Origin of the sequence: Paraburkholderia sp. BL6665CI2N2 (assembly GCF_004366535.1) — a bacterium.
Lineage (GTDB): Bacteria > Pseudomonadota > Gammaproteobacteria > Burkholderiales > Burkholderiaceae > Paraburkholderia.
Genome location: NZ_SORC01000001.1, coordinates 4018442 through 4039660, shown reverse-complemented (window position 1 = coordinate 4039660; position 21219 = coordinate 4018442). Strand labels below are relative to the sequence as shown.

The window sequence follows — 21219 nt, the reverse complement described above, 5'->3', positions numbered from 1 at the left end:
GCATAATCAACGCTGTTTTCATTCGACAGCCGACGATGCCCGCACCTCGCACTCTCACCGCTCCTTTCTCCTGGCCGCTTTCCCCCGATCCCTTCCTGTCGCTCGAAGCGCTCGACGACCCTGACGCACTCGCGTGGGTCGAACAACAGAACGCGCGCACGCGCGCCGCGTGGTGCAGCAGCGCGGAATTCGCCTCGCTCAGGCAGCGGCTTGCCGACGCCTATCTGCCGCGCGAACGTCCGGTGATTCCCGATCGCTGGAAAGAGTGGGCTTACGACCTGTGGCAGGACGAGCGCAATCCCAAGGGCATCTGGCGGCGTACGACGTGGGCGGCATGGCGTGGCGGCAAACCGGAGTGGCAGAACCTGCTCGACTTCGACGCGCTCGGCGCCGCTGAAGGCACGCCCTGGGTGTGCGTGGAACTGGATATCCTCTATCCCGATGGCGACCGCGCGCTGATCACGCTGTCGCCGGGCGGCTCGGACGCGCTCGTGGTGCGCGAGTTCGACATCGACGCGCGGCGCTTCGTCGACGACGGTTTTGTGATCGCGAAGGCCGGCAAGCACACGGCGTCGTGGATCGACCGGGACACGCTTTACATCGGCTGGGATAACGGCCGCAAGAGCCTGACGCGCTCCGGTTATCCGCGCGAAGTGCGGCGCTGGACGCGCGGCACGGCGCTCGCCGACGCGCCAGTGGTGTTCAAGGGCGCGTTCGGCGATATCGGCGTGGAAGCGCACTACGATCCGGTCGAAGAGCGGCATACGGTGGTGAGTAGCGTCGACTTCTTCGATTCGCACACGTACTACCTCGATGGCGCCCAAGGGGCCGCCGACGCATGGCGCCGCTACGAGGTGCCGTCGCACGTCGCGGTGAGCGGCTGGCAAGGCTGGCTGTTGCTCGAGCCGCGGCTCGATTGGGATTGCAATGGCGTGCACTATCCGGGCGGCGCGTTGCTGGCGATCCGCGAAGATGCGTTCCTGCGCGGCGAGCGCGACGTACGGCCGCTATTCACGCCGACACCGCAAACGTCGGCCTGTGAGTGGACGCATACGCTCAACCACCTGATCGTGTCGTATCTGGAAGATGTGCGGAACAAGACCTTGCTATTGACGCCGTCGCAAGCCGACAACCAGGCATGGCATTGGCAGCAGCGCGTCTTTCCAACCCGCGACGACGCGCAAGCCGACGTGTCGCCCGTCGAGCCGACGCTCGACGACGAGGTGTTCGTCGACACCGACGATTATCTTCAGCCGCCTGCGTACTGGCTCGCCGACCTCGCGCGCGACGATCTGAGCGAATGGGAATTGCTCGACCGCTGGCCGACGCAATTCGACGCGACGCAGTTTGCCGTCACGCGCGGTCACGCTATTTCCGCGGACGGCACGCGCGTGCCGTACACCGTTATCGGCCCGCGCGATGCGCAACAGCACACGCGCCCATGCCTGCTCAACGGCTATGGCGGCTTTGCGATTCCGTTGCTGCCGAACTATCTCACCGGGCAAGGCATCGGCTGGCTGGCGCGCGGCGGCGTGTACGTGGTCGCGCATATTCGCGGCGGCGGCGAGTTCGGCACGCGCTGGCATACGGCCGCGCAAGGCGAGCATCGCCAGCGTGCGTTCGACGATTTCATCGCGGTGGCCGAGGCATTGATCGACACGGGCGTGACGAGCGCTACGCAACTCGGCATTCAGGGTGGCAGCAACGGCGGCCTGCTGGTGGCGGCGTGCATGGTGCAGCGCCCCGAGCTGTTCGGCGCCGTGGTGTGCGAGGTGCCCTTGCTCGACATGCGCCGCTACCATCTGCTGCATGCGGGCGCGTCATGGATCGACGAATATGGCGACCCCGACGAGCCCGATGAAGCAGGCATGCTGGCCGCTTACTCGCCGTATCACCGCGTGGCGGCGAACGTTGCGTATCCGCCTGTGCTGTTCACCACATCGACGGCCGACGACCGTGTGCATCCCGGTCATGCGCGCAAGATGGCCGCGCATATGCAGGCGTTGGGTGCGCAGCACGTGTGGTATCGGGAGAACACGGAGGGCGGGCACGGCGGCTCCGATGAGCTGGAGCAGGCCGAGCACGATGCGATGGTGTTCGAATTCCTGCGGCGTACGTTGAACCCGTCGACGCAGGCCTGACGCTGTGAGGAAAGATCAGCCGAGCTGCGCGACGACCGGCGCGTGGTCCGACGGCTGATCCCACTTGCGCGGCACCTTGTCCACATCGCACGACGAACACACGTCGGCCAGCGCCTTCGACAGCAGGATGTGGTCGATGCGCAGCCCCGCGTTGCGGCGGAACGCCATCATCCGGTAGTCCCACCACGAGTAGATCTTCTCCGGCTGCTCGAACTGGCGGAATGCGTCGAGAAGACCGAGTTCGATGAGCCGCACGAACGCGGCGCGTTCTTCGGGCGATACCAGGTTCTGGCCTTCCCACGCTTTCGGGTCGTGCACGTCGCGATCTTCCGGCGCGATGTTGTAGTCGCCGAGCAGCGCGAGCTTCGGATGCAGCGCCATCTCGCTCGCGATCCAGTCGTGCAGCGCAGCAAGCCAGCGCAGTTTGTACGCGAACTTGTCGGTGCCCGGAGCCTGGCCGTTGGGGAAATACGCGGAGATAATGCGCACGCCTTCGATGGTCGCGGCAATCACACGTTGCTGCGGATCTTCAAAGCCCGGAATATTCCGCACGATGCTCGCTTCGTCGACCGTCAGGCCGCCGCGCACCACAATGCCGACGCCGTTATAGGTCTTCTGGCCGGCGAACCAGCTGCGGTAGCCCTTTTCTTCGAGTTCGGCGCGCGGGAATTTTTCGTCGGGCAGCTTCAGTTCCTGAAGGCACAGCACGTCGGTGCCGCTGGTTTCGAGCCAGTCGATCACATGCTGCTGGCGGACTTTAAGGGAGTTGACGTTCCAGGTGGCGATTTTCATGACATTCTCTTTTTCTTGCGTAATTCCGATAGATCCGCATCTTATCGCGCGAACGAGGCGGCAGTGAAAATGGTCCCGTCGCGGCATCGAAAATAAAAGCGCGAGGCGCCCATGCCGCGGCGTATAGTGAGACGACTCACACTCGCGCTTTTGCGCATCGGGGAGGCATCATGGCCGAACTTTACCCAGCTCTTTATAAGGACTTCGAAGTGCATCCGCTGGTGTTTTCGCGAGCATTCGACAAGTTCGACGGACACAAGCGCCACTCCGAAGGCTACGACGTGGCGGTGCGCGTCTGCCGGCCGGGCGCAATCAGCGGCTCGAAGGCGAGCCGCGTATTTCGTCTCGTGCTGCCGCTCACGTTCTCCGATTTCGGCGTGGCTAAACGCAGCGCGAGCCAGTACGGCGCGGACATCATCGACGGTAAGGTGGAAGGCGCGACGGTCCAGGATCTGTGAGCCGCGTGCGCGCCATTTCACGAGCATGAAATAATTCGCGCGATTGGTTTGACGTCTTGCGAACATCTCTATACAATCCGTTTTCTCTGACGCGGGGTGGAGCAGTCTGGCAGCTCGTCGGGCTCATAACCCGAAGGTCGTAGGTTCAAATCCTACCCCCGCAACCAAGCATTGTTGAAAGCCCGCTGGCGCAAGCCACGCGGGCTTTTTAACTTGTGCGGCGTCCGCGTGCGTAAACCTCAGGTGCAAGTCATGTCCAAGCGCAGCCGTGGCTTTTCCGCTTACCTAACGCCGAGATTCCTTTTCACTCGCACGCAATGTAAAGACCTTGCCGTCAAACGAGTAGTAGTAGGTCCCGCGTTCAGTGTTTTCATTACGGCTCCCGCGCACGACGAGCAGGCAACTATTCGCTCGGAAGGAAAGCGGCTCGGTGACACCCATCGGCCAGTCCGAAATCGTGAAGGGGAGCGATATGACTCGACCAGATTCTACGTCGATCGCCGCCGCCATGATGCAGCTAGACCCGCAACCCCACGTCGCAAGGACATGGTGTCCAGCGAAATTGACCGACGCATTGGTCGCGTCACGAATAACTGTCCGGTAGCGTCGGCCTTGAGCATCGGCAAACTGCAGGCGCGGCACGGCAGCGTGTTTTGATTGGACCGACACCGGACAGTCCTCGAACTTTGGAAGTGGCTCCGCGCGCGCAATGCCGGACAGCGAGCCGCATAGGACAATGGCAAATAGAAACTGGGATACACGCATTGATCAATACCAGTGGTGATACTGCCAAAATGACCTGGCGGCATGCGCAGAGTGGTAACGGCCGTAAATGTAGCGTATGCCGCCTTGGCATTCTTCTTTCGCATCGCCAAAGGACGCTTCGCCGTTTGGGTTCAAGCCATACTGAGCCCGCAGTAATTGAAACAGGCCGCGCGCGCTCGACGCGCCGTTACGCGTGTTGACGATGCCAGCAGATTCCTGCGCCATAATCTACAAAAGATCGTTGAAGTCTGCATCCGGAACGCCTTCCTCTCGCATTGCCTCTCTCAATGCGTTTCGGATGCTGGGCGAGATAACGTCGGTTGATTTCTCGAGCCAGCCATGCTTTGCGGTTTTAATAGGGCGGTGTGAATGAGTGTGTTTGGCAGGCATTGATGTAATTCGATCTGTTTCGACGAAAAGCGAATGCGCATGTGGCTTATTCGATCAATCGGATAAAACCTGTAGCAGCGCTTCGCTTACTCGTGTTTCAATGTGCCGCAAACCTTATCTCAAAACAATCTTTTCTTTGCAATTATTCCCGCGCATGCACCTTCACTCCGCGTCAATCGCCCATTCCACCGCCGCTTGCGCATGCAACGCAGTCGTATCGAACACGGGCAACGCAGAATCTTCCGGCTTGATCAGCAACGTGATCTCGGTGCAGCCGAGAATCACCGCCTGCGCGCCACGCGCGGCCAGCGCTTCGATCACGCGCTGATACACCGCGCGCGAAGCGTCGTTCACTTTGCCGTGGCATAGCTCGTCGTAAATGATGCGATGCACGTCCGCGCGTTCGGCTTCGTCGGGAATCACGGTCTCGAGGCCGTAGCGCTCGCGCAGCCGCCCCGTGTAGAAAGTTTGCTCCATCGTATAGCGCGTGCCCAGCAAGCCCACCCGCTCGACGCCTGCCACGCGCAGCGCGCTGCCGGTCGGATCGGCGATATGCAGGAAGGGCACGTCGATCGCCGCTTCGATCGACTCGTACACCCGATGCATCGTATTGGTCGCGAGCATCACCAGATCGGCGCCGCCGCGTTCGAGTTGGCGCGCGGCGTCGGCCATCTGCTGGCCGAGCGCGGTCCAGTCGCCCGCGCGCTGGTTCGCTTCGATCGGCGCGAAGTCGACGGTGAGCATCAGGCTGCGCGCGTTGTGGTGGCCGCCCAGGCGCGCCTTGGCGTGGCGGTTGAGGAGCTTGTAATACTCGGTGGACGATTCCCAGCTCATCCCGCCGATCACGCCGATCGTTTTCATATGACTGCTCCGTGAGTGGATGACGGCGCGGCATCGACCGTCTGTCCGGCGAGTATAGGCGGGCGGCGCCATGCACTGCCGGTACGGATCGTGCGCCGCTCGCCGGTACGCCCAGACCAAAACGTCGAACGAATACGTCGAACGAAAACGTCGCCACGTGCTTTCTGACGCCGATAGAATCGTAATCAATCAGGACGGGATCAAAGGGAGCGATAGATGGATCTGATCATCCGCCGCGCGATGCTGCCGCCGGGCGCCGCGCCGCAACACGAGGTGCCGGTCGACATCGGCATTGAAGCGGGCCGTATCGTTGCGGTCGAGCCGAATCTGGCCGCTAGCGCGCGTGAAGAAATCGAAGCCGCGGGCTCGCTCGTCACGCCGCCGTTCGTCGATCCGCATTTCCATATGGACGCAACGCTCTCGTACGGTCTGCCGCGCGTGAACGCGTCGGGCACGCTGCTCGAAGGCATCGCGTTGTGGGGCGAACTGAAACCGGATTTGACGCAGGAGGCGTTGATCGAGCGCGCGCTGCAGTATTGCGACTGGGCCGTCGCGCGCGGATTGCTGGCCATCCGCAGCCACGTGGATGTGTGCGATCCGCGCCTGCTCGCGGTCGAGGCGCTGGTCGAAGTGAAACGCCGCGTCGCGCCGTATCTGGACCTGCAACTGGTGGCCTTTCCGCAAGACGGCGTGCTGCGCAGCCCGGGCGCTTTCGAGAATCTCAAGCGCTCGATCGCGATGGGTGTGGACGTAGTCGGCGGCATTCCGCATTTCGAGCGCACCATGGCAGACGGCGCGCAGTCCGTGCGCCTGTTGTGCGAGTACGCGGCGGAGCAGGGCTTGCGCGTCGACATGCATTGCGATGAATCGGACGATCCGATGTCGCGGCACATCGAGACGCTCGCGGCCGAAACGCACCGGCTCGGTTTGCACGGGCGCGTCACCGGTTCGCATCTGACCTCGATGCATTCCATGGACAACTACTACGTCAGCAAGCTGCTGCCGCTGATGCGCGAGTCGGGCGTCGCGGCGATCGCGAATCCGCTGATCAACATCACGCTGCAAGGCCGCAGCGACACGTATCCGAAACGGCGCGGCATGACGCGCGTACCGGAGATGATGGCGGCCGGCATCAACGTCGCGTTCGGCCACGATTGCGTGATGGACCCCTGGTATAGCCTCGGTTCGGGCGACATGCTCGAAGTCGCGCACATGGGCTTGCATGTGGCGCAGATGACGGGCGTCGACGGTATGCGCGCCTGTTTCGACGCGGTGACGGTCAACGCCGCGCGCATTCTCGGTCTGGAAGGCTACGGCATCGCGCCGGGATGCGCGGCCAATCTGGTGCTGCTCGACGCGCGCGATCCGGTGGAAGCAATCCGCTTGCGCGCCGCGCGCCTCGCGGTGGTGAGCCGCGGCAAGGTGGTGAGCCGCGCGCCGGCTGCGCGCGCGGCGCTGTCGCTCGAAGGCCGTCCCGCGCAAGTGGATTTCAAACTGCATCGCGGCTGATCGCAGCGAGGCTCGGAGCTTCGCGCGAAACAAAAAAACCGGTGTCTGCATAACGCAGGTCACCGGTTTTTTATCGGCGCATGCAGAGCGCCGACGCTTGCATCAACCGATCAATGCGCCGCGCCCGGCGACATGCCGTTGTGGCGCAGCAAAGCGTCGATATTCGGCTCGCGGCCGCGGAACGCCTTGAACGATTCCATCGCCGGGCGGCTGCCGCCCACTTCCAGAATCTCCTTGCGGTAACGCATGCCGGTCGCCTGATCGAGCACGCTGCCGCTCGCCGTTTGCGCCGCTTCTTCGAATGCCGCGTAGGCGTCGGCGGACAGCACTTCAGCCCACTTGTAGCTGTAGTAGCCGGCCGCATAACCGCCCGCGAAAATATGGCTGAACGTGTTCGGCCAACGCGAGAACGGCGCCTGCGGCACGACATGGAAGCGCTCGTTGATTTCGCTTGCGAGTTCGGTGGCGTTTTGCGTGCCGGACGCGTCGAAGCCGGTATGCAACTGCATGTCGAACATCGAGAACACGATCTGACGCAGCGTGCCGAGACCACTCTGGAAGTTCTTCGCGGCGAGCATCTTGTCGAACAGATCGCGCGGCAACGGCTTGGCCGTTTCGACGTGCGAGGTCATGTCGCTCAGCACGTCCCACTCCCAGCAGAAGTTCTCCATGAATTGCGAGGGCAGTTCGACCGCGTCCCACTCGACGCCGTTGATGCCCGACACGCCCAGCTCATCGACGCGCGTCAGCATGTGATGCAAACCGTGGCCGAACTCATGGAACAGCGTGATGACTTCGTCGTGCGTGAAGCAGGCGGGCTTGCCGCCGACCGGCGCCGAGAAGTTGCAGGTCAGATACGCGACCGGCGTTTGCACGCTGCCGTGCGTGTGCTTGTGACGGCCGCGCGCGTCGTCCATCCAGGCGCCGCCGCGTTTGCCTTCGCGCGCATACAGATCGAGGTAGAACTGCGCGACGAGGCCGCCGTCCTGATTCTCGACGCGGAAAAAGCGCACGTCCGGATGCCACACGGCCGCTTCGTCACGACGGATGCGCACGCCGAAGAGTGTCTCCGTGACCTTGAAAAGACCCTTGAACACGGCGTCTTCCGGGAAGTACTGTTTGACTTCGTTCTCCGAGAACGAATAGCGCTTCTGACGCAGACGCTCGGCGGCGAACGTCATGTCCCACGGTTGCAGCTCGGTCATGGCCAGTTCGTTAGCGGCGAACTCGCGCAGTTCTTTCCAGTCCTGCTCGGCATGCGGACGCGCACGCGTGGCGAGGTCTTCGAGGAAGCTCATCACCTGGGCGGGCGACTCGGCCATTTTCGGCGCGAGCGAGACTTCGGCGAAGTTGTTGAAGCCGAGCATATGCGCTTCTTCGGCGCGTAGTTTCAGCTGGTCGGCGAGCACGGCGGTGTTGTCCCACTCGGGCTTGCCGTTGCCGTATTGCGGGCCGAGCTCGGAGGCGCGCGTGACATAGGCGCGATACATCGCTTCGCGCATCGGACGATTTTCCGAGTACTGCATGACCGGAAAATACGACGGGAAGTGCAGCGTGAACTTGTAGCCGGTTTTGCCTTCGCGTTCGGCGGCTTCCTTCGCGCCTTCGATCACGTCTTCGGGCAAACCGGCCAGTTCGGCTTCATTGCCGGCTTCGACGATATACGCGTAAGCGTTGGTCGCATCCAGCACGTGATCGGAAAACGCTTTCGAAAGCGCCGCCTGGCGTTCCTGCAATTCGGCGAAATGGGGCTTCTGGTCTTCCGGCAATTCCGCGCCGGACAGGCGGAAATCGCGCAGCGCATTGCCGAGGATCTTCTTGCGCTCGCCGGTCAGCGATTCGAACTCGACGCTGGCATTCAACGCCTTGTACTTCTCGTACAGCGCGAGATTCTGCCCGACGCTCGACCAGAACTCGGTGACGCGCGGCAGATTCTCGCCGTAGACGGCGCGCAACTCGGGCGTGTCGGCAACCGCATTCAGATGGCCGACCACGCTCCACGCGCGCGACAACGGTTCGGTGGCGCGCTCGACCGGTTCGACCACGTCGGCCCACGAGGCGGGCGTGATCGGCTGGGCAGCGCGCTCGACGGCGGCGGCCGCATCGGCGAGCAGTACATCGAGGGCGGGCGTGACGTGTTCGGGGCGGATTTCGCCAAAGCGCGGCAGGTCGGAGAAATCGAGGAGCGGATTGTCGTGATTCGAGGCGGTAGTGGACATGAGGCTTCCTGTCTGACGCGGGTGAACGGGTAATCGGTGCATCGACGGGCGTCCCCCGAGGGGACTGCCTTTGGGGCGCGCGCTATCACGCCCCATAACAGCCGATACAGACATTATTGGGGCAGGCGCGTTGATTCCAATCCGTCGGCAGACAAATTATCCGATGTCCCGGCCCTACGCGCGAGCGCGACATCGCAGCCGAGCGCCCCGCGCGCCGAAATTCGCCGTTGTGCACTGTGCGAAAGCGCACGGTTTCGATTGCTGCTATGCGGCAATGTGGAGCGTCGCTGTCGGTCGGCGGCGTTTTTTGCAAAGAGGTATCGATGAATCCGCTTTCGGACGCTCTCGCGCACAAGGGCAATAATTTCGATCTGGTGCGGCTGTTCGCCGCCGTTGCCGTCGTGTATGGCCATTCGTATGTGCTTCAGGCGCCCGACGGCAGCACGGACTGGGTCCAGAACGCGCTGGGTTTCGACGGTTTCGGCGCGCTGGGCGTCTACGCCTTCTTTCTGCTGAGCGGCATGCTGGTGACCGCCAGCTTTGACCGGCAGCGCTCGGTGCCGCGCTTCGCCGTGTTGCGCATCGCGCGGATCTGGCCGGCGGTGGCGGCCGGGTCGCTGGTGACGGTGTTCATCGTCGGTCCGCTTTTCACGACGCTGCCGCTGCGCGAGTATTTCGCCTCCGGTATGACGTGGGCCAATCTGGACAACTTCTCGACCATCGTGCGCTCGGCCGGCTGGGCGCTGCCCGGCGTGTTCGAGCACAACCGCTATCCGATCGACATCTGCGGACCGCTCTGGACGCTGCCGGTCGAAGTGCGCTGCTATCTGCTCGTGCTCCTGACCGGCATGGTGGGTTTGCTGTCCAGCTCGCGCGGTGTGGTGGTCGCGGCCGCGCTCGGCTGCGCCTTCTTCATGCTGCACGTGGATCACGCGCATTGGCAGATCGGCTTGCGCGATTTCAGCGAAACGCCCGACGGCTATTCGTTCTGGCCGGAGCCGTTTTTCATGCTGGGCATGCTGCTGTATGGCTGGCGTGAACGGATCGACATCAACGGATTGACCGCGCTGGCGTTCACGATGGTGTTTCTGGTGTTCCGCGACACCGCCGGCGCGCAGCCGCTCTTCTATCTGGCCTTCGTTTATGGCGTGCTGTGGATCGGCACGACGCCGCTCCTGCGGCGCTTCGTGCCGCGTCACGATTATTCGTACGGCATCTATCTGTACGGCTTCATGGTGCAACAATGCGTCGCGAACATCGCGCCGCAGTTGAGCCATGTGACGGCGGTGTTGATTGCCGCGCCGGTCATTCTGCTATGCGCGGCGCTGTCGTGGCACTTCGTGGAGCGGCCGGTGCTGAAGTGGTGCCGCGGGCGTCTGGCGCGGCCCTCGACGCCGCTGGCCGCGGGCATGCCGGCTGGCGATCAGGCCGTGCGCTGAGATCTGGTGAGATGCGCTGACGTATGAGGCGCGCGCGGCGTCGATGGATGCGGATACCTTGACAATACGCCGAGGCAGCAAGATCGCGAAGCCGGCGAGGGTGCTTCACCGGCGTTCAGAGGATCGATGCGAACGCTGAGAACTGTGGCTCGCGTTAGCGCCGACGGATGTCGATACCTTGGCACGACGCCAAGGTTGAAAAATCTGCAAAGCCGGCGAAGACGCTTCGCCGGCTTTTCTTCTACCGCTTTACGCGTTCGCTGCCGCTTCGCGCTCGGCGGCCTCGATCGTATTGACGAGCAGCATGGTGATGGTCATCGGGCCGACGCCGCCCGGCACCGGCGTGATGTAGCCGGCCACTTCCTTGACGCCCGCGAAATCCACGTCGCCGCACAGCTTGCCGGCTTCGTCGCGATTCATGCCGACGTCGATCACTGCCGCGCCCGGTTTCACCATCTCTGCCGTGAGAATGTTGCGCAAGCCGGTGGCGGCGACTACGACATCCGCGTTGCGGGTGTGAGCGGCCAGATCGCGCGTCTTGCTGTGGCAGATCGTGACGGTCGCGCCGGCTTCGAGCAGCAGCAACGCCATCGGCTTGCCGACGATGTTCGAGCGGCCGATCACCACCGCGTTCGCGCCTTGCAGCGGAATCTCGTAAGCGGCGAGCATTTTCATCACGCCGTACGGCGTGCACGGACGGAACAACGGCTGGCCGGTCATCAGCGCGCCGGCGTTGGCGACGTGAAAACCATCCACGTCCTTTTCCGGCGCGATCGCCTCGATCACCTTGTGGCTGTCGATATGCGGCGGCAGCGGCAGTTGCACCAGAATGCCGTGGATGCGCGGGTCGCGGTTCAGTTCGTCGATGCGCGCGAGCAGTTCGGCTTCCGGCAGATCGGCCGGATAGCGGTCGAACGACGAGCCGAGCCCGTTGTCGTGGCACGCCTTCACTTTGTTGCGCACATACACTTCACTGGCCGGATTGTCGCCGACCAGCACCACCGCGAGGCCCGGCTGATGCCCGCGGGCGGTGAGGGCGGCGGCGCGCGCGGCGACATCGGCGCGCAGGGTCTTGGAAAGGGCTAGGCCGTCGATCAGTTTGGCAGTCATGGTCGGGTCGAGATGGGCAGTTTGGAAAGCGGGGCAGGGCGCAGACGCTTGTGCGTGCCGCGCTCGATGGCGCTTTTCAACGGGAATGGGTCGGCACGTGAAAGGCGCGCGGCGCGAATCGGGGTTAAGCGGCGCTGCAAAGTGCGACATTATACCGGCCCTGCCTGGGGCGCTGCGTCGGGATTCCAGGCGCGGCGCAACGGAGCGCAGCGGGCGCGGGCCGCGCTTGCCTCGCGCATGGTGTCCATGGTGCGCACGGGCGCGCGGTTCGGACGGCGGCTTCGGGGGGCGGCCGCTGGCGGGTGCATGCTCAGGACCGCGCCCGCGGCTTGGTGCGGCGGGCAAAGCAGGGCAAAGGCAGAGCAGGGCAAGGCAGAGCGGGGCAACGCAAAGCAGAGCGAGGCTGTCGACCGCAGCCGCTACGGCTGGACCGCCTGCCAACCCGAGTCCGGATCGAACGATGTGATCGCCGCCGCCGCGCGGGCGGTTCGCGGCCCGAGGTTCTTCTGATAGACCTGCCCGTCCTGATTGACGATGAAACTCATCACGCCCGTCTTGCCATAGTCGGCCGGCGAGGCGATCAATCCGAATCCTTTGCTCAGCACGGCGTTATCGACGTAGTTCCTCGCGCCGCCTTTCGCGTGCGCCCCTTGCGCGGTGAGAATGCGGAAGTGATAGCCGTGATACGCGTTTTCCGGCTGCGTGCCGTCGCGCATGGTGGCGGCGAGCGGACCAAGCGGGCTTTCCGCTTCGCCGGGCGCCGTCGTCCAGTACAGGCCATCGTGCTGTCCCGGCGTACTGACGAAGCGCTGTGCGTAGTGCCGGGTCAGGTTGTGATAGTCGTATTGCGCGTCGAGATAGGCGAGCGAGGTCAGGATCGCGGCGTGTTCATTGCGGCCGATGCGTCGTGTCAGCATCTCGTCGCGTCCCGCCGGCGGATCGAAACGCCAGCCGTTGCGCGCGTGCACGAGTGGAATCGGCAACGTCCAGCCGCTGTAGCCGACCGTCAGATGCGCGGTGGCGAGCCCGTTGTCCATGATCGGATCCTCGACGATCTGATGGTTTTTCGACCATTCGCCAAGGAACTGGTAGATGTCGTCCTCGCCGACGTCTTCGGTTGGGATGAAACGATGAAAGTCGCTGCCGAGCACGCGCTTGAGCGCATCTTCGTCGTTGCGGGCGAGGGCTTCGACGAAGGCGTTGGCGGCGTCGTCCGCGCTGGGATAGACCGCCTGCGCATGGGCCGGGATCGCGCTGATCAGCAGAACCGGCGCAAGCAGCAGTGTACCGGTGGTGCCGAGCACGATAGCAAGCGTCAGAGCATGGGCGCGCAGTGTGCCCCGTGAGAATAGATGCATCATCGAACTCGCTCCTTTTTGTTCAACGGCCGTGGCCGAGGTGATGTTCGCCTGCGCCGCCACCGCCCAGGGCGCGGCCTCCGTCACCGCCACCAAGACCTCCGCCGCCACCGCCGCCGCTCATGCCGCCGCTGCGCTGGACGCCGCCGCCATTCGCGCCAAGACCTCCGCTCGTGCGTTGGTGCGGATCGCCACCGTTCGCGCCAGGACCTCCGCTCGTGCGTCGCAGGCCGTCGCCATTCGCTCCACTTGCATGTTGCTGGCCACCGCGGCCGGCGAGCGCGTCGCGGCTCGCCTGGCCGCGCCGGGCGTCCTGGCGCGCCGCATTGCCGTCGCCGGCGCTGCGTAGCGCGTTGTCGCGATTCACGTTCTGCGCGCGCTTCTGCAAATCGACGTTCGCCGTGCCGCCGTGATGAATCCCTTGCACACGCTGACTCGCGCTGCCACCGAGATTCTGGCCCGTGCGGTTTTGCAGCGTGTGCTGCGCCCGGGCGCGGGCGTCGTCGCGTGCGCGATACGCATCGCGCTGGGCGCTGCCGACGTTGTTCAAGCCGCGATTGACATTCGCGCCGCCGACGTTGCGATTGACGTCGGCATTGCGGTTCCAGTTCGTCGTGCGGCCGTTCACGTCGAGGCGGTTGTGCACGTTGATATTGTTGTACCGGTTCACATTGATGTTGACGTCATGCGAGTGCCAGTCGAAGCCGCCCCACAGCGCGTTCGCCACCGCGATGCCGGCGCCGAACGCGAGGCCCGCAAAGAAACTGGTGCCGATGACATAACCGGGCGGCGGCGGCACATACACCGGCGGATACGCGGGATAGGGCCACACGCCGTACACCACCGTCGGGTTGTAGGTCGGTACGTACACCACTTGCGGATTGGCAGGCACGATCTGGATCGTGCTCTGTTCGACCACGACCGTTTGCTGCGACGTCGTCCTCAGATTGCCGGCCGCCTGCGCTTGCTTGCGCAGACGCTGCACGGAGTCCATCACGTCGCCGGGCTGGGCGAGAAACGCGCTGCCGAGTTGCGTGACCCAGTCCGCTTTCGAGGCCATGGTGGCGAGCACTTGAGGGAAGGCAACCAGCGACTGCACACTCGGGTCCCACGGCTCTGACGCGACTGCCTTGACGGCGCTGTCGCCTTGCAGCGTGGAGTTGGCTCTGGACCATATGGCGGCGGCCTGCACGGCTTGCGGAAAAGTGGACGCCATCAGCACCTGGGCGAGCAGCGCGTCCGGATAAAGAGCAATAGGGGCGGCCAGCGAATCGAGCTGCTGGCTCGATATCTTTGCGCCACCTTGCGCATGGACGGCGTTCGGCGCGGCCAGTCCGATTAATATCGGCGCTCCCGCAAAAACGGCGCAAACAAGCAACACACGTATGGCGTGTGCTCCGGATCGTTTCACGATGAATTCCTCCCGGTGGGATTTATACGACGAGATGTCGGTGCGTAACGCGGGCTGCGTCGCTTCGCCGCGAAGGAATACTGCGAGGAAAATGACGCGTTGGGCCGGCGTCCGGTGTGTGGTTGGACGATGAGGTCGACACGACTCGATGCATTGGAAACTGCTCAAGCCATCGCAATTCTTTCGCAATACCAGGCAACACCGTATGCGGCGTTTCGCAGCATGCCACTCCAGCGTCGAGCATCGCATGGCGATGTCTGCTAAGGAGTTCTGCCTAAATTAATGGGCGCGTCGGAATCGGTCAATCTTGTCTGAGGAAATAACCCGTTGCGGATTAGTGTAAGTAATTGCTGAGTAATGCGTAGTATCGTGCGCACGCCGGGTGCGTCGATATAACGCGTTTAGCGTTGATTGCCGTGCAATGGAGAGGAGGGAAGGCGGGGAAAAGAGGGCGAAACAGGCCGGACATTTGGACAGTCCGGCCGTTAATGCGCAGTCACTTACAGTCTCGCGGCGAATTCCCCGAAGGGCCCTTCTTCGGGAGATTCGCCGCCGTACGAAGCTTATTGCGCCGGTTGCGGCTTGTTCGACAGCGCCAGTCGCAGCAGATCGGCGACCGTGTTGACGTTGAGCTTTTCCATGATGTTCGCGCGGTGCGCTTCGACCGTCTTGATGCTGATGCCGAGGTCGTCGGCGATCTGCTTGTTCAGGCGGCCGGCGATGATGCGTTCGAGCACCTGATGCTCACGCGCGGTCAGCTTGCCGAGACGTTCTGCCGCGGCGCGCTGCTGCTGCACGCTGGTGCTTTCGCTGCGCGCCTTGTCGAGCATGCGCTCGACCAGCTTGCGCAACTCGGCTTCGTCGAACGGTTTTTCGATGAAGTCCATCGCGCCCTTTTTCATCGTGGACACGGCCATCGGCACGTCGCCGTGGCCCGTCACGAAGATGATCGGCAGCGACGCGTTGTCGGCGATCAGGCGTTCCTGCAGCTCGAGCCCGCTCATGCCGGACATCCGCACATCCAGAATCAGGCACGCGATCTGGCCCGGATGCTGATGCGGCTGCCATGCGTCGATAAACTGCTCGGCGCTGGAGAAGCATTGCACGCGGTAGCCGTTCGCCTCCAGCAGCCAGCGCAGCGAATCTCGCACGGCCTCGTCGTCATCGACGACAAAGACAGTTTCCTGTGTGGTGACTGGGCTGTTCATAGCTCTCCCGTAACGGTTTGTGGTGTCGGCGCCTGTGCCCCGCCGTTGCTCGGGCCATCAGGCTCTCCAATAGGCAGACTGCAATGGAACGTGGCGCCTGTGATGTGGCCATCGGATTCGACGTTGTTGACCACCCACAGACGACCGCGGTGCGATTCGATAATCGAACGGCAAATGTTCAGCCCCATGCCCATACCATCGGACTTGGTGCTGTAAAACGGTTCGAACAGCCGCTCGGCTGTTGCTTCGTCGACGCCCGGCCCCTGGTCGACGACGCTGATGCAGACAAACCCGCTCTCCAGCCGCACGACGACGCGGATCACCGGATCGACTGCATTCGGACGGGCTTCGGCCATCGCTTCGGCGGCGTTCTTCAGCAGGTTGACCAGCACCTGCTCGATCAGCACCGGGTCGACGTAGATCACCGGCAGGCGCGAGCGCAGATCCGTGACGATGCGAATGCGGCGCTTCCTTGCCTCGATTTCGGCGAGGCCCACGGCGTCGGCAACGATATCGGCGACGCGCGTGGCTTGCCGCTTCGGCTCGCTGCGCTTCACGAACTCGCGAATGCGCTTGATGATCATGCCGGCGCGCACCGCCTGCTGGGCGGTTTTTTCGAGCACGGGCAGCAGATTGTCAGGCGTCGTCCGACCGGATTTAACCAGCGCCACAGTTCCGGAGCAATAGTTATTGATCGCGGCGAGCGGTTGATTCAGTTCGTGCGCGAGCGACGACGCCATTTCGCCCATCGTCATCAGGCGGCTGGTGAACTGCAGCTTCTCGTCCTGCTGGCGCGACAGTTCCTGCGCCTGCTTGCGTGTCGTGATGTCGGTCGCGATCTGCATCTGCGCGAGGTGGCCGTCCACCCACTGAATGTACTGGCGGCGCACTTCGAACCACTTCTGAATGCTCTGCACGTAAATTTCCTGCGCATCCGCGGTACTTTCGGTCAACGCGGCGGCGGGCAGGCCAGCGTATGTGTCCACCATATCGATCGAATCGGACGACGCCTGTGCGCTATCGAACCCGCCGCCCGCCAATTCCAGATGGCCGTCCGGGCGAATCCCGAACAGATGCCGGTAATAGCGGTTGGCGAACAGGAGTTCGGCTTCGTCGGCGGCGAGCACGGAGACGGCGGCGTCGAGACTTTCGAGCACCGTGGTGAAGCGCTCGTGCGCGGCGGCGAGTTCTTCGCGTGCGCGTTTCGGCTCGGTGATGTCGGTCATCGACGACATCCAGCCGGTCTGGCGGCCCGAGCTGTCGATCAGCGGCGACACGTAGAGGCGAGCGTGAAACAGCGACCCGTCCTTGCGGCGCACCCGCAATTCGAAGCCGGAAGAGGGCGCCTTGCCGCGCAGCGTCATGTCGAGCTGGCGCTGCATTTCGGGGTAAGCGTCGCGCGGCCAGTAGGCGAACGGCGCGTTCTTACCGACCAGATCGCTTTCGTCCCAGCCGGTCATGCGGCAAAAGGCCGGATTGACGTGCGTGATGCGCCCATGCATGTCGAGCACGCGCATACCGATCAGCACCGAGTTTTCCATCGCGCGGCGGAAGAACGCTTCGGCATATAGCGCCTGCTGCGCTTCGAAGCGTTGCCGCGTGTGTTTCCACAAACTCCACAGGCTCCACAGCACGAAACAGGACAAGCCGGCCACCAGCCACACCAGTGTGTTGTTGGTGAAGTTGGTCATCTGCGGGAACGCGTAGACGCGCACCGAGACGCCCTGGCCCGGCGGGTCGAGCGGCAGGTCGTAGAACATGTCGCGCGGCAGGCGCGGGCGGGTCGACGTGGTGGTCAACTCGCGGTTGTTCACGTCGATGATCGAGATTTTGTACTTGGCGGACAGCTCAGGCGGGATGTCGTGCTTGAGAATGCCTTCCACCGAGAACACCGCGGCGATCGTGCCGAGGAAGTCGCGGTCGCGGAACACCGGCGTTTGCAGCGTGATGTAGCCGTTGCCGAGGTCGTCGTAGATGAGCGGCGAATACACCTGGCGGCGCGTGTTGCGCGCTTCGGTGAAGGCGGCTTTGACGGCTTCGTCCATCTGCGCGTCGTTCGGCTTGGCCAGACGCTGGCCGAACACGGGCAGCGCGGTATTGGGCCAGCGCGGTTGTTGCGCGCTGGTATACCAGTTCATGTAGAGGATCTCGGGATGCCCCTGCATGATGTCCGTGGTGGACACCTGGAACGAGTGCGGATCGGCGCGGCCGGCAACCAGATCGCGCGCGAGCGCCTGGATCTGTTCCTGCGCGCCGGTCATGGACAGGCGGATCTGCTGCTGCGCCCACGCCACATTACGGTAAAGCGTGTCTTCCTGCTGTTGCTGTTCGCGCCGGTTCAGGCTCCACAAAATCAGACTCATGACGACCAGGAACACCAGGATCGACAGAAGCGGCGTGAGCAAATAGGAATTGGACCACCATGGTCCATGGTGCCAGCGGGAGGACGGCGTCGAATCCGTCGGCGAACCGGCGGTGCGCGCCGAGCGTGCGAAAAGCCGTTCGGTCAACATGCGTGGCATTGTAGCGCAGCGTGAAGCTAGCAAATGGCGCAAAAAAGCGCGGAAAGGACCATTAATCGGCGCAAACTAGCCAGCGTATCCGTCGATCGGCAGTCAAATCAGGTTGCGCCGCAACAATTTTCCGCATTATGAGATTCGATCTCGCAATTCGAAAATTTTGTTGCGCTGACGTCGGGACCCTTATTACAATCGGCCGAAGCTGCCGCGGCCGTGCTTCGTCCGCGTCGTCTGTTCAAAGAGCGTTCCTCTACATCCAGGAGACGAGCATGTCCGCTGTACCCGACGAAGTCATGAAATATGTCGCTGCTGAAAAAGACGACGATCCCCAGGAAACCGGCGAATGGCTTGAAGCGCTGGATGGCGTGATTTCTGCTGTGGGCCCCGATCGCGCTCACTACCTGATCGAGAAACAGATTGAATTCGCGCGCGTGCATGGCGAACATCTGCCGTTCTCGGCTAACACGCCGTATATCAACACGATCCCGGTTTCGCGTCAGGCGAAGATCCCCGGCGATCAGGACATCGAACACCGCATTCGCTCGTACACGCGCTGGAACGCCATCGCGATGGTGCTGCGCGCCGGCAAGGACACCAATGTCGGCGGCCACATCGCCTCGTTCGCCTCCGCCGCCACGCTTTACGACGTCGGCTACAACCATTTCTGGCATGCGCCGTCCGCTGAACATGGCGGCGATCTCGTGTTCGTGCAGGGCCACTCGTCGCCGGGCGTCTATTCGCGCGCGTTCCTGCTGGGCCGCCTGACCGAAAACCAGCTCGATAACTTCCGCCAGGAAGTGGGCGGCGAGGGCATCTCGTCATACCCGCACCCGTGGCTGATGCCGGACTTCTGGCAATTCCCAACCGTCTCGATGGGCCTCGGCCCGATCATGGCGATCTATCAGGCGCGCTTCATGAAGTACATGCAGGCGCGCGGCATTGCGAAGACCGACGGCCGCAAGGTCTGGGCCTTCCTCGGCGACGGCGAAACGGACGAGCCGGAATCGCTCGGCGCGATCGGCATGGCCGGCCGCGAACGGCTCGACAACCTCGTGTTCGTGATCAACTGCAACCTGCAGCGCCTCGACGGCCCGGTGCGCGGTAACGGCAAGATCATCCAGGAACTGGAAAGCGAATTCCGTGGCGCCGGCTGGAACGTCATCAAGGTCATCTGGGGCAGCCGCTGGGATGCGCTGTTCCAACGCGACAAGTCGGGCGCGCTGATGCGCCGCATGATGGCAGTGGTCGACGGCGAATACCAGACGTACAAGTCGGAGTCGGGCGCGTATGTGCGCGAACACTTCTTCAACACGCCGGAACTGAAGGCGCTGGTCGCCGAATGGTCCGACGAGGAAATCTGGAACCTGAACCGAGGCGGACACGATCCGCACAAGATCTACGCGGCGTTCCAGGAAGCGTCGAATTCGCAGGGCCAGCCGACCGTCATTCTCGCGAAGACGATCAAGGGCTACGGCATGGGCGAAGCCGGCCAGGCGATGAACATCACCCACCAGCAGAAGAAGCTGCACGTGGATCAGCTGAAGAAATTCCGCGACCAGTTCCGCCTGCCGATCGCCGACGAAGACCTCGTCAACGTGCCGTACCTCAAGTTCGAAGAAGGTTCGAAAGAACTCGAGTACATGCGCCAGAAGCGCATGGACCTCGGCGGTTATCTGCCGGCGCGCCGGCAGAAGGCCGACTCGCTGCCGGTGCCGGAACTGTCGGCATTCGAGCCGCTGTTGAAGGGCACGGGCGAAGGCCGCGAGATCTCCACGACCATGGCGTTCGTGCGGATCCTGAACATCCTGCTGAAAGACAAGGCGCTCGGTAAGCGCATCGTGCCGATCGTGCCGGACGAATCGCGTACCTTCGGTATGGAAGGTCTGTTCCGTCAGATCGGTATCTGGAATCAGGAAGGCCAGAAGTACGTGCCGGAAGATTCCGACCAGCTGATGTTCTACCGCGAGTCGGAAACCGGTCAGATCCTGCAGGAAGGCATCAACGAAGCCGGTGGCATGTGTGACTGGATCGCAGCCGCGACGTCGTACTCGACGCACGGCGAGATCATGATCCCGTTCTACATCTTCTACTCGATGTTCGGCTTCCAGCGTATCGGCGACCTCGCATGGGCAGCCGGCGACATGCGTTCGCGCGGCTTCCTGCTGGGCGGTACGGCCGGCCGCACGACGCTGAACGGCGAAGGTTTGCAACACGAAGACGGCCACTCGCTGCTGTGGGCGGCTTCGGTGCCGAACTGCGTCAGCTATGACCCGACCTTCGGTTACGAACTCGCGGTCATCATGCGGGACGGCCTGCGCCGCATGGTCGCGGATCAGGAGGACGTGTACTACTACATCACGGTGATGAACGAGAACTACGAGCACCCGGCGATTCCGCAGGGCGACTCCGTGGCGGCCGACATCATCAAGGGCATGTACGCGTTCCGTAAGGCCGAAGCGGACAAGAAGGCGCCGCGCGTGCAGCTGATGGGCGCGGGCACCATCTTCAACGAAGTGATCGCCGCCGCGGACCTGCTGAAGAACGACTGGGGCGTCGCCGCCGATCTGTGGAGCGTGCCGAGCTTCACCGAACTCGCTCGCGAAGGCCACGAAGTGCAGCGCTGGAACCTGCTGCATCCCACCGAAGAAAAGAAGCTCTCGCACGTCGAGAAGCTGCTGAAAGATGCACAAGGTCCGGTCATCGCTTCGACCGACTATGTGCGCGCGCTGACCGAGCAGATCCGCGCGTTCGTGCCGCAGAAGTTCGTCGTGCTGGGCACGGATGGCTACGGACGTTCGGACACGCGCGAAAAGCTGCGCCACTTCTTCGAAGTCGACCGCTACTGGGTCACGGTTGCCGCGTTGAATGCACTCGCAGATGAAGGCACGATCGAACGCAAGGTAGTCGCCGAGGCGCTCAAGAAGTACAACCTTGATCCCGCCAAACCCAACCCGATGACCGTCTAAGGCATCATTCCCCGTGTGCCATGGCGTGCGCGCCCGCTCCTGCGTTGGCAGGGGCAGGCCGCGTGCGCGGCCC

15 protein-coding genes and 1 tRNA gene are annotated in these 21219 nt (G+C 63.2%); 6 read left to right on the top strand and 10 right to left on the bottom strand.

Going from position 1 to position 21219, the window contains the following annotated elements; translation table 11 throughout:
- Positions 1 to 35 precede the first annotated feature (35 nt).
- A complete protein-coding gene (locus B0G81_RS18005; RefSeq protein ID WP_134137851.1) occupies positions 36 to 2141 on the top strand; it encodes a prolyl oligopeptidase family serine peptidase in 2106 nt (701 codons plus the stop codon).
- 15 nt (positions 2142 to 2156) lie between these two features.
- On the opposite strand, the gene xth is transcribed toward B0G81_RS18005, so the two are convergent.
- Positions 2157 to 2933, bottom strand: coding sequence for an exodeoxyribonuclease III (xth, locus tag B0G81_RS18000; RefSeq protein WP_116140100.1), 777 nt, complete (start codon positions 2931 to 2933; stop codon positions 2157 to 2159).
- A 170-nt stretch (positions 2934 to 3103) separates the two neighbouring features.
- On the opposite strand from xth, the gene B0G81_RS17995 reads away from it, so the two are divergent.
- Both B0G81_RS17995 and B0G81_RS17990 read left to right on the top strand, forming a co-directional pair.
- Complete coding sequence (locus B0G81_RS17995) at positions 3104 to 3391, top strand: hypothetical protein (protein WP_106279408.1); 288 nt, start codon at positions 3104 to 3106, stop codon at positions 3389 to 3391.
- Positions 3392 to 3481: 90 nt separating this feature from the next.
- Positions 3482 to 3558: transfer RNA gene (locus B0G81_RS17990), tRNA-Met, on the top strand.
- Positions 3559 to 3676: 118 nt separating this feature from the next.
- Here the strand turns inward: B0G81_RS17990 and B0G81_RS17985 are convergent.
- The 3 genes from B0G81_RS17985 to B0G81_RS17975 form a co-directional block, all read right to left on the bottom strand.
- Positions 3677 to 4156, bottom strand: coding sequence for a hypothetical protein (locus B0G81_RS17985; protein WP_134137850.1), 480 nt, complete (start codon positions 4154 to 4156; stop codon positions 3677 to 3679).
- Between the two features lie 3 nt (positions 4157 to 4159).
- A complete protein-coding gene (locus B0G81_RS44690) occupies positions 4160 to 4381 on the bottom strand; it encodes a hypothetical protein (RefSeq protein ID WP_243856515.1) in 222 nt (73 codons plus the stop codon).
- A gap of 327 nt (positions 4382 to 4708) precedes the next feature.
- Positions 4709 to 5407, bottom strand: a complete 699-nt coding sequence (locus B0G81_RS17975; protein ID WP_134137849.1) for an aspartate/glutamate racemase family protein — start codon at positions 5405 to 5407, stop codon at positions 4709 to 4711.
- 216 nt (positions 5408 to 5623) lie between these two features.
- Here B0G81_RS17975 and B0G81_RS17970 point away from each other — a divergent pair, with 216 nt between their 5' ends.
- Positions 5624 to 6916 (top strand): amidohydrolase family protein, encoded by a 1293-nt coding sequence (locus B0G81_RS17970; protein WP_134137848.1) that lies wholly within the window; start codon positions 5624 to 5626, stop codon positions 6914 to 6916.
- A 110-nt stretch (positions 6917 to 7026) separates the two neighbouring features.
- On the opposite strand, the gene B0G81_RS17965 is transcribed toward B0G81_RS17970, so the two are convergent.
- Entirely contained in the window at positions 7027 to 9135 is a 2109-nt protein-coding gene (locus B0G81_RS17965) for a M3 family metallopeptidase (protein ID WP_134137847.1), read from the bottom strand.
- A gap of 323 nt (positions 9136 to 9458) precedes the next feature.
- Between B0G81_RS17965 and B0G81_RS17960 the strand changes: the two genes are divergently transcribed.
- On the top strand, positions 9459 to 10574 hold the full coding sequence (locus B0G81_RS17960; RefSeq protein ID WP_134137846.1) for an acyltransferase: 1116 nt from the start codon (positions 9459 to 9461) through the stop codon (positions 10572 to 10574).
- Positions 10575 to 10823: 249 nt separating this feature from the next.
- Here the strand turns inward: B0G81_RS17960 and folD are convergent, their stop codons facing one another.
- From folD to fixL, 5 genes are all read right to left on the bottom strand, one after another.
- Positions 10824 to 11684 (bottom strand): bifunctional methylenetetrahydrofolate dehydrogenase/methenyltetrahydrofolate cyclohydrolase FolD, encoded by an 861-nt coding sequence (gene folD, locus B0G81_RS17955; protein WP_106309215.1) that lies wholly within the window; start codon positions 11682 to 11684, stop codon positions 10824 to 10826.
- A 419-nt stretch (positions 11685 to 12103) separates the two neighbouring features.
- A complete protein-coding gene (locus B0G81_RS17950) occupies positions 12104 to 13045 on the bottom strand; it encodes a DUF2950 domain-containing protein (RefSeq protein WP_134137845.1) in 942 nt (313 codons plus the stop codon).
- A 19-nt stretch (positions 13046 to 13064) separates the two neighbouring features.
- Positions 13065 to 14453: a DUF3300 domain-containing protein gene (locus tag B0G81_RS17945; protein WP_134137844.1), complete on the bottom strand. Its 1389-nt coding sequence runs from the start codon at positions 14451 to 14453 to the stop codon at positions 13065 to 13067.
- A 563-nt stretch (positions 14454 to 15016) separates the two neighbouring features.
- Positions 15017 to 15661, bottom strand: coding sequence for an oxygen response regulator transcription factor FixJ (gene fixJ, locus B0G81_RS17940; protein WP_006051254.1), 645 nt, complete (start codon positions 15659 to 15661; stop codon positions 15017 to 15019).
- On the bottom strand, positions 15658 to 18174 hold the full coding sequence (gene fixL / locus B0G81_RS17935) for an oxygen sensor histidine kinase FixL (RefSeq protein ID WP_116119578.1): 2517 nt from the start codon (positions 18172 to 18174) through the stop codon (positions 15658 to 15660). The genes fixJ and fixL overlap by 4 nt, the downstream gene beginning before the upstream one ends.
- Positions 18175 to 18449: 275 nt before the next feature.
- On the opposite strand from fixL, the gene aceE reads away from it, so the two are divergent.
- Positions 18450 to 21146: a pyruvate dehydrogenase (acetyl-transferring), homodimeric type gene (aceE, locus tag B0G81_RS17930; RefSeq protein ID WP_134137843.1), complete on the top strand. Its 2697-nt coding sequence runs from the start codon at positions 18450 to 18452 to the stop codon at positions 21144 to 21146.
- Positions 21147 to 21219 lie beyond the last annotated feature (73 nt).

Bases quoted from the DNA above. Each gene is read 5' to 3' on its own strand.
- B0G81_RS18005 (WP_134137851.1), top strand. From the start codon at position 36: ATGCCCGCACCTCGCACTCTCACCGCTCCTTTCTCCTGGCCGCTTTCC.
- xth (WP_116140100.1), bottom strand. From the start codon at position 2,933: ATGAAAATCGCCACCTGGAACGTCAACTCCCTTAAAGTCCGCCAGCAG.
- B0G81_RS17995 (WP_106279408.1), top strand. From the start codon at position 3,104: ATGGCCGAACTTTACCCAGCTCTTTATAAGGACTTCGAAGTGCATCCG.
- B0G81_RS17985 (WP_134137850.1), bottom strand. From the start codon at position 4,156: ATGCGTGTATCCCAGTTTCTATTTGCCATTGTCCTATGCGGCTCGCTG.
- B0G81_RS44690 (WP_243856515.1), bottom strand. From the start codon at position 4,381: ATGGCGCAGGAATCTGCTGGCATCGTCAACACGCGTAACGGCGCGTCG.
- B0G81_RS17975 (WP_134137849.1), bottom strand. From the start codon at position 5,407: ATGAAAACGATCGGCGTGATCGGCGGGATGAGCTGGGAATCGTCCACC.
- B0G81_RS17970 (WP_134137848.1), top strand. From the start codon at position 5,624: ATGGATCTGATCATCCGCCGCGCGATGCTGCCGCCGGGCGCCGCGCCG.
- B0G81_RS17965 (WP_134137847.1), bottom strand. From the start codon at position 9,135: ATGTCCACTACCGCCTCGAATCACGACAATCCGCTCCTCGATTTCTCC.
- B0G81_RS17960 (WP_134137846.1), top strand. From the start codon at position 9,459: ATGAATCCGCTTTCGGACGCTCTCGCGCACAAGGGCAATAATTTCGAT.
- folD (WP_106309215.1), bottom strand. From the start codon at position 11,684: ATGACTGCCAAACTGATCGACGGCCTAGCCCTTTCCAAGACCCTGCGC.
- B0G81_RS17950 (WP_134137845.1), bottom strand. From the start codon at position 13,045: ATGATGCATCTATTCTCACGGGGCACACTGCGCGCCCATGCTCTGACG.
- fixJ (WP_006051254.1), bottom strand. From the start codon at position 15,661: ATGAACAGCCCAGTCACCACACAGGAAACTGTCTTTGTCGTCGATGAC.
- fixL (WP_116119578.1), bottom strand. From the start codon at position 18,174: ATGTTGACCGAACGGCTTTTCGCACGCTCGGCGCGCACCGCCGGTTCG.
- aceE (WP_134137843.1), top strand. From the start codon at position 18,450: ATGTCCGCTGTACCCGACGAAGTCATGAAATATGTCGCTGCTGAAAAA.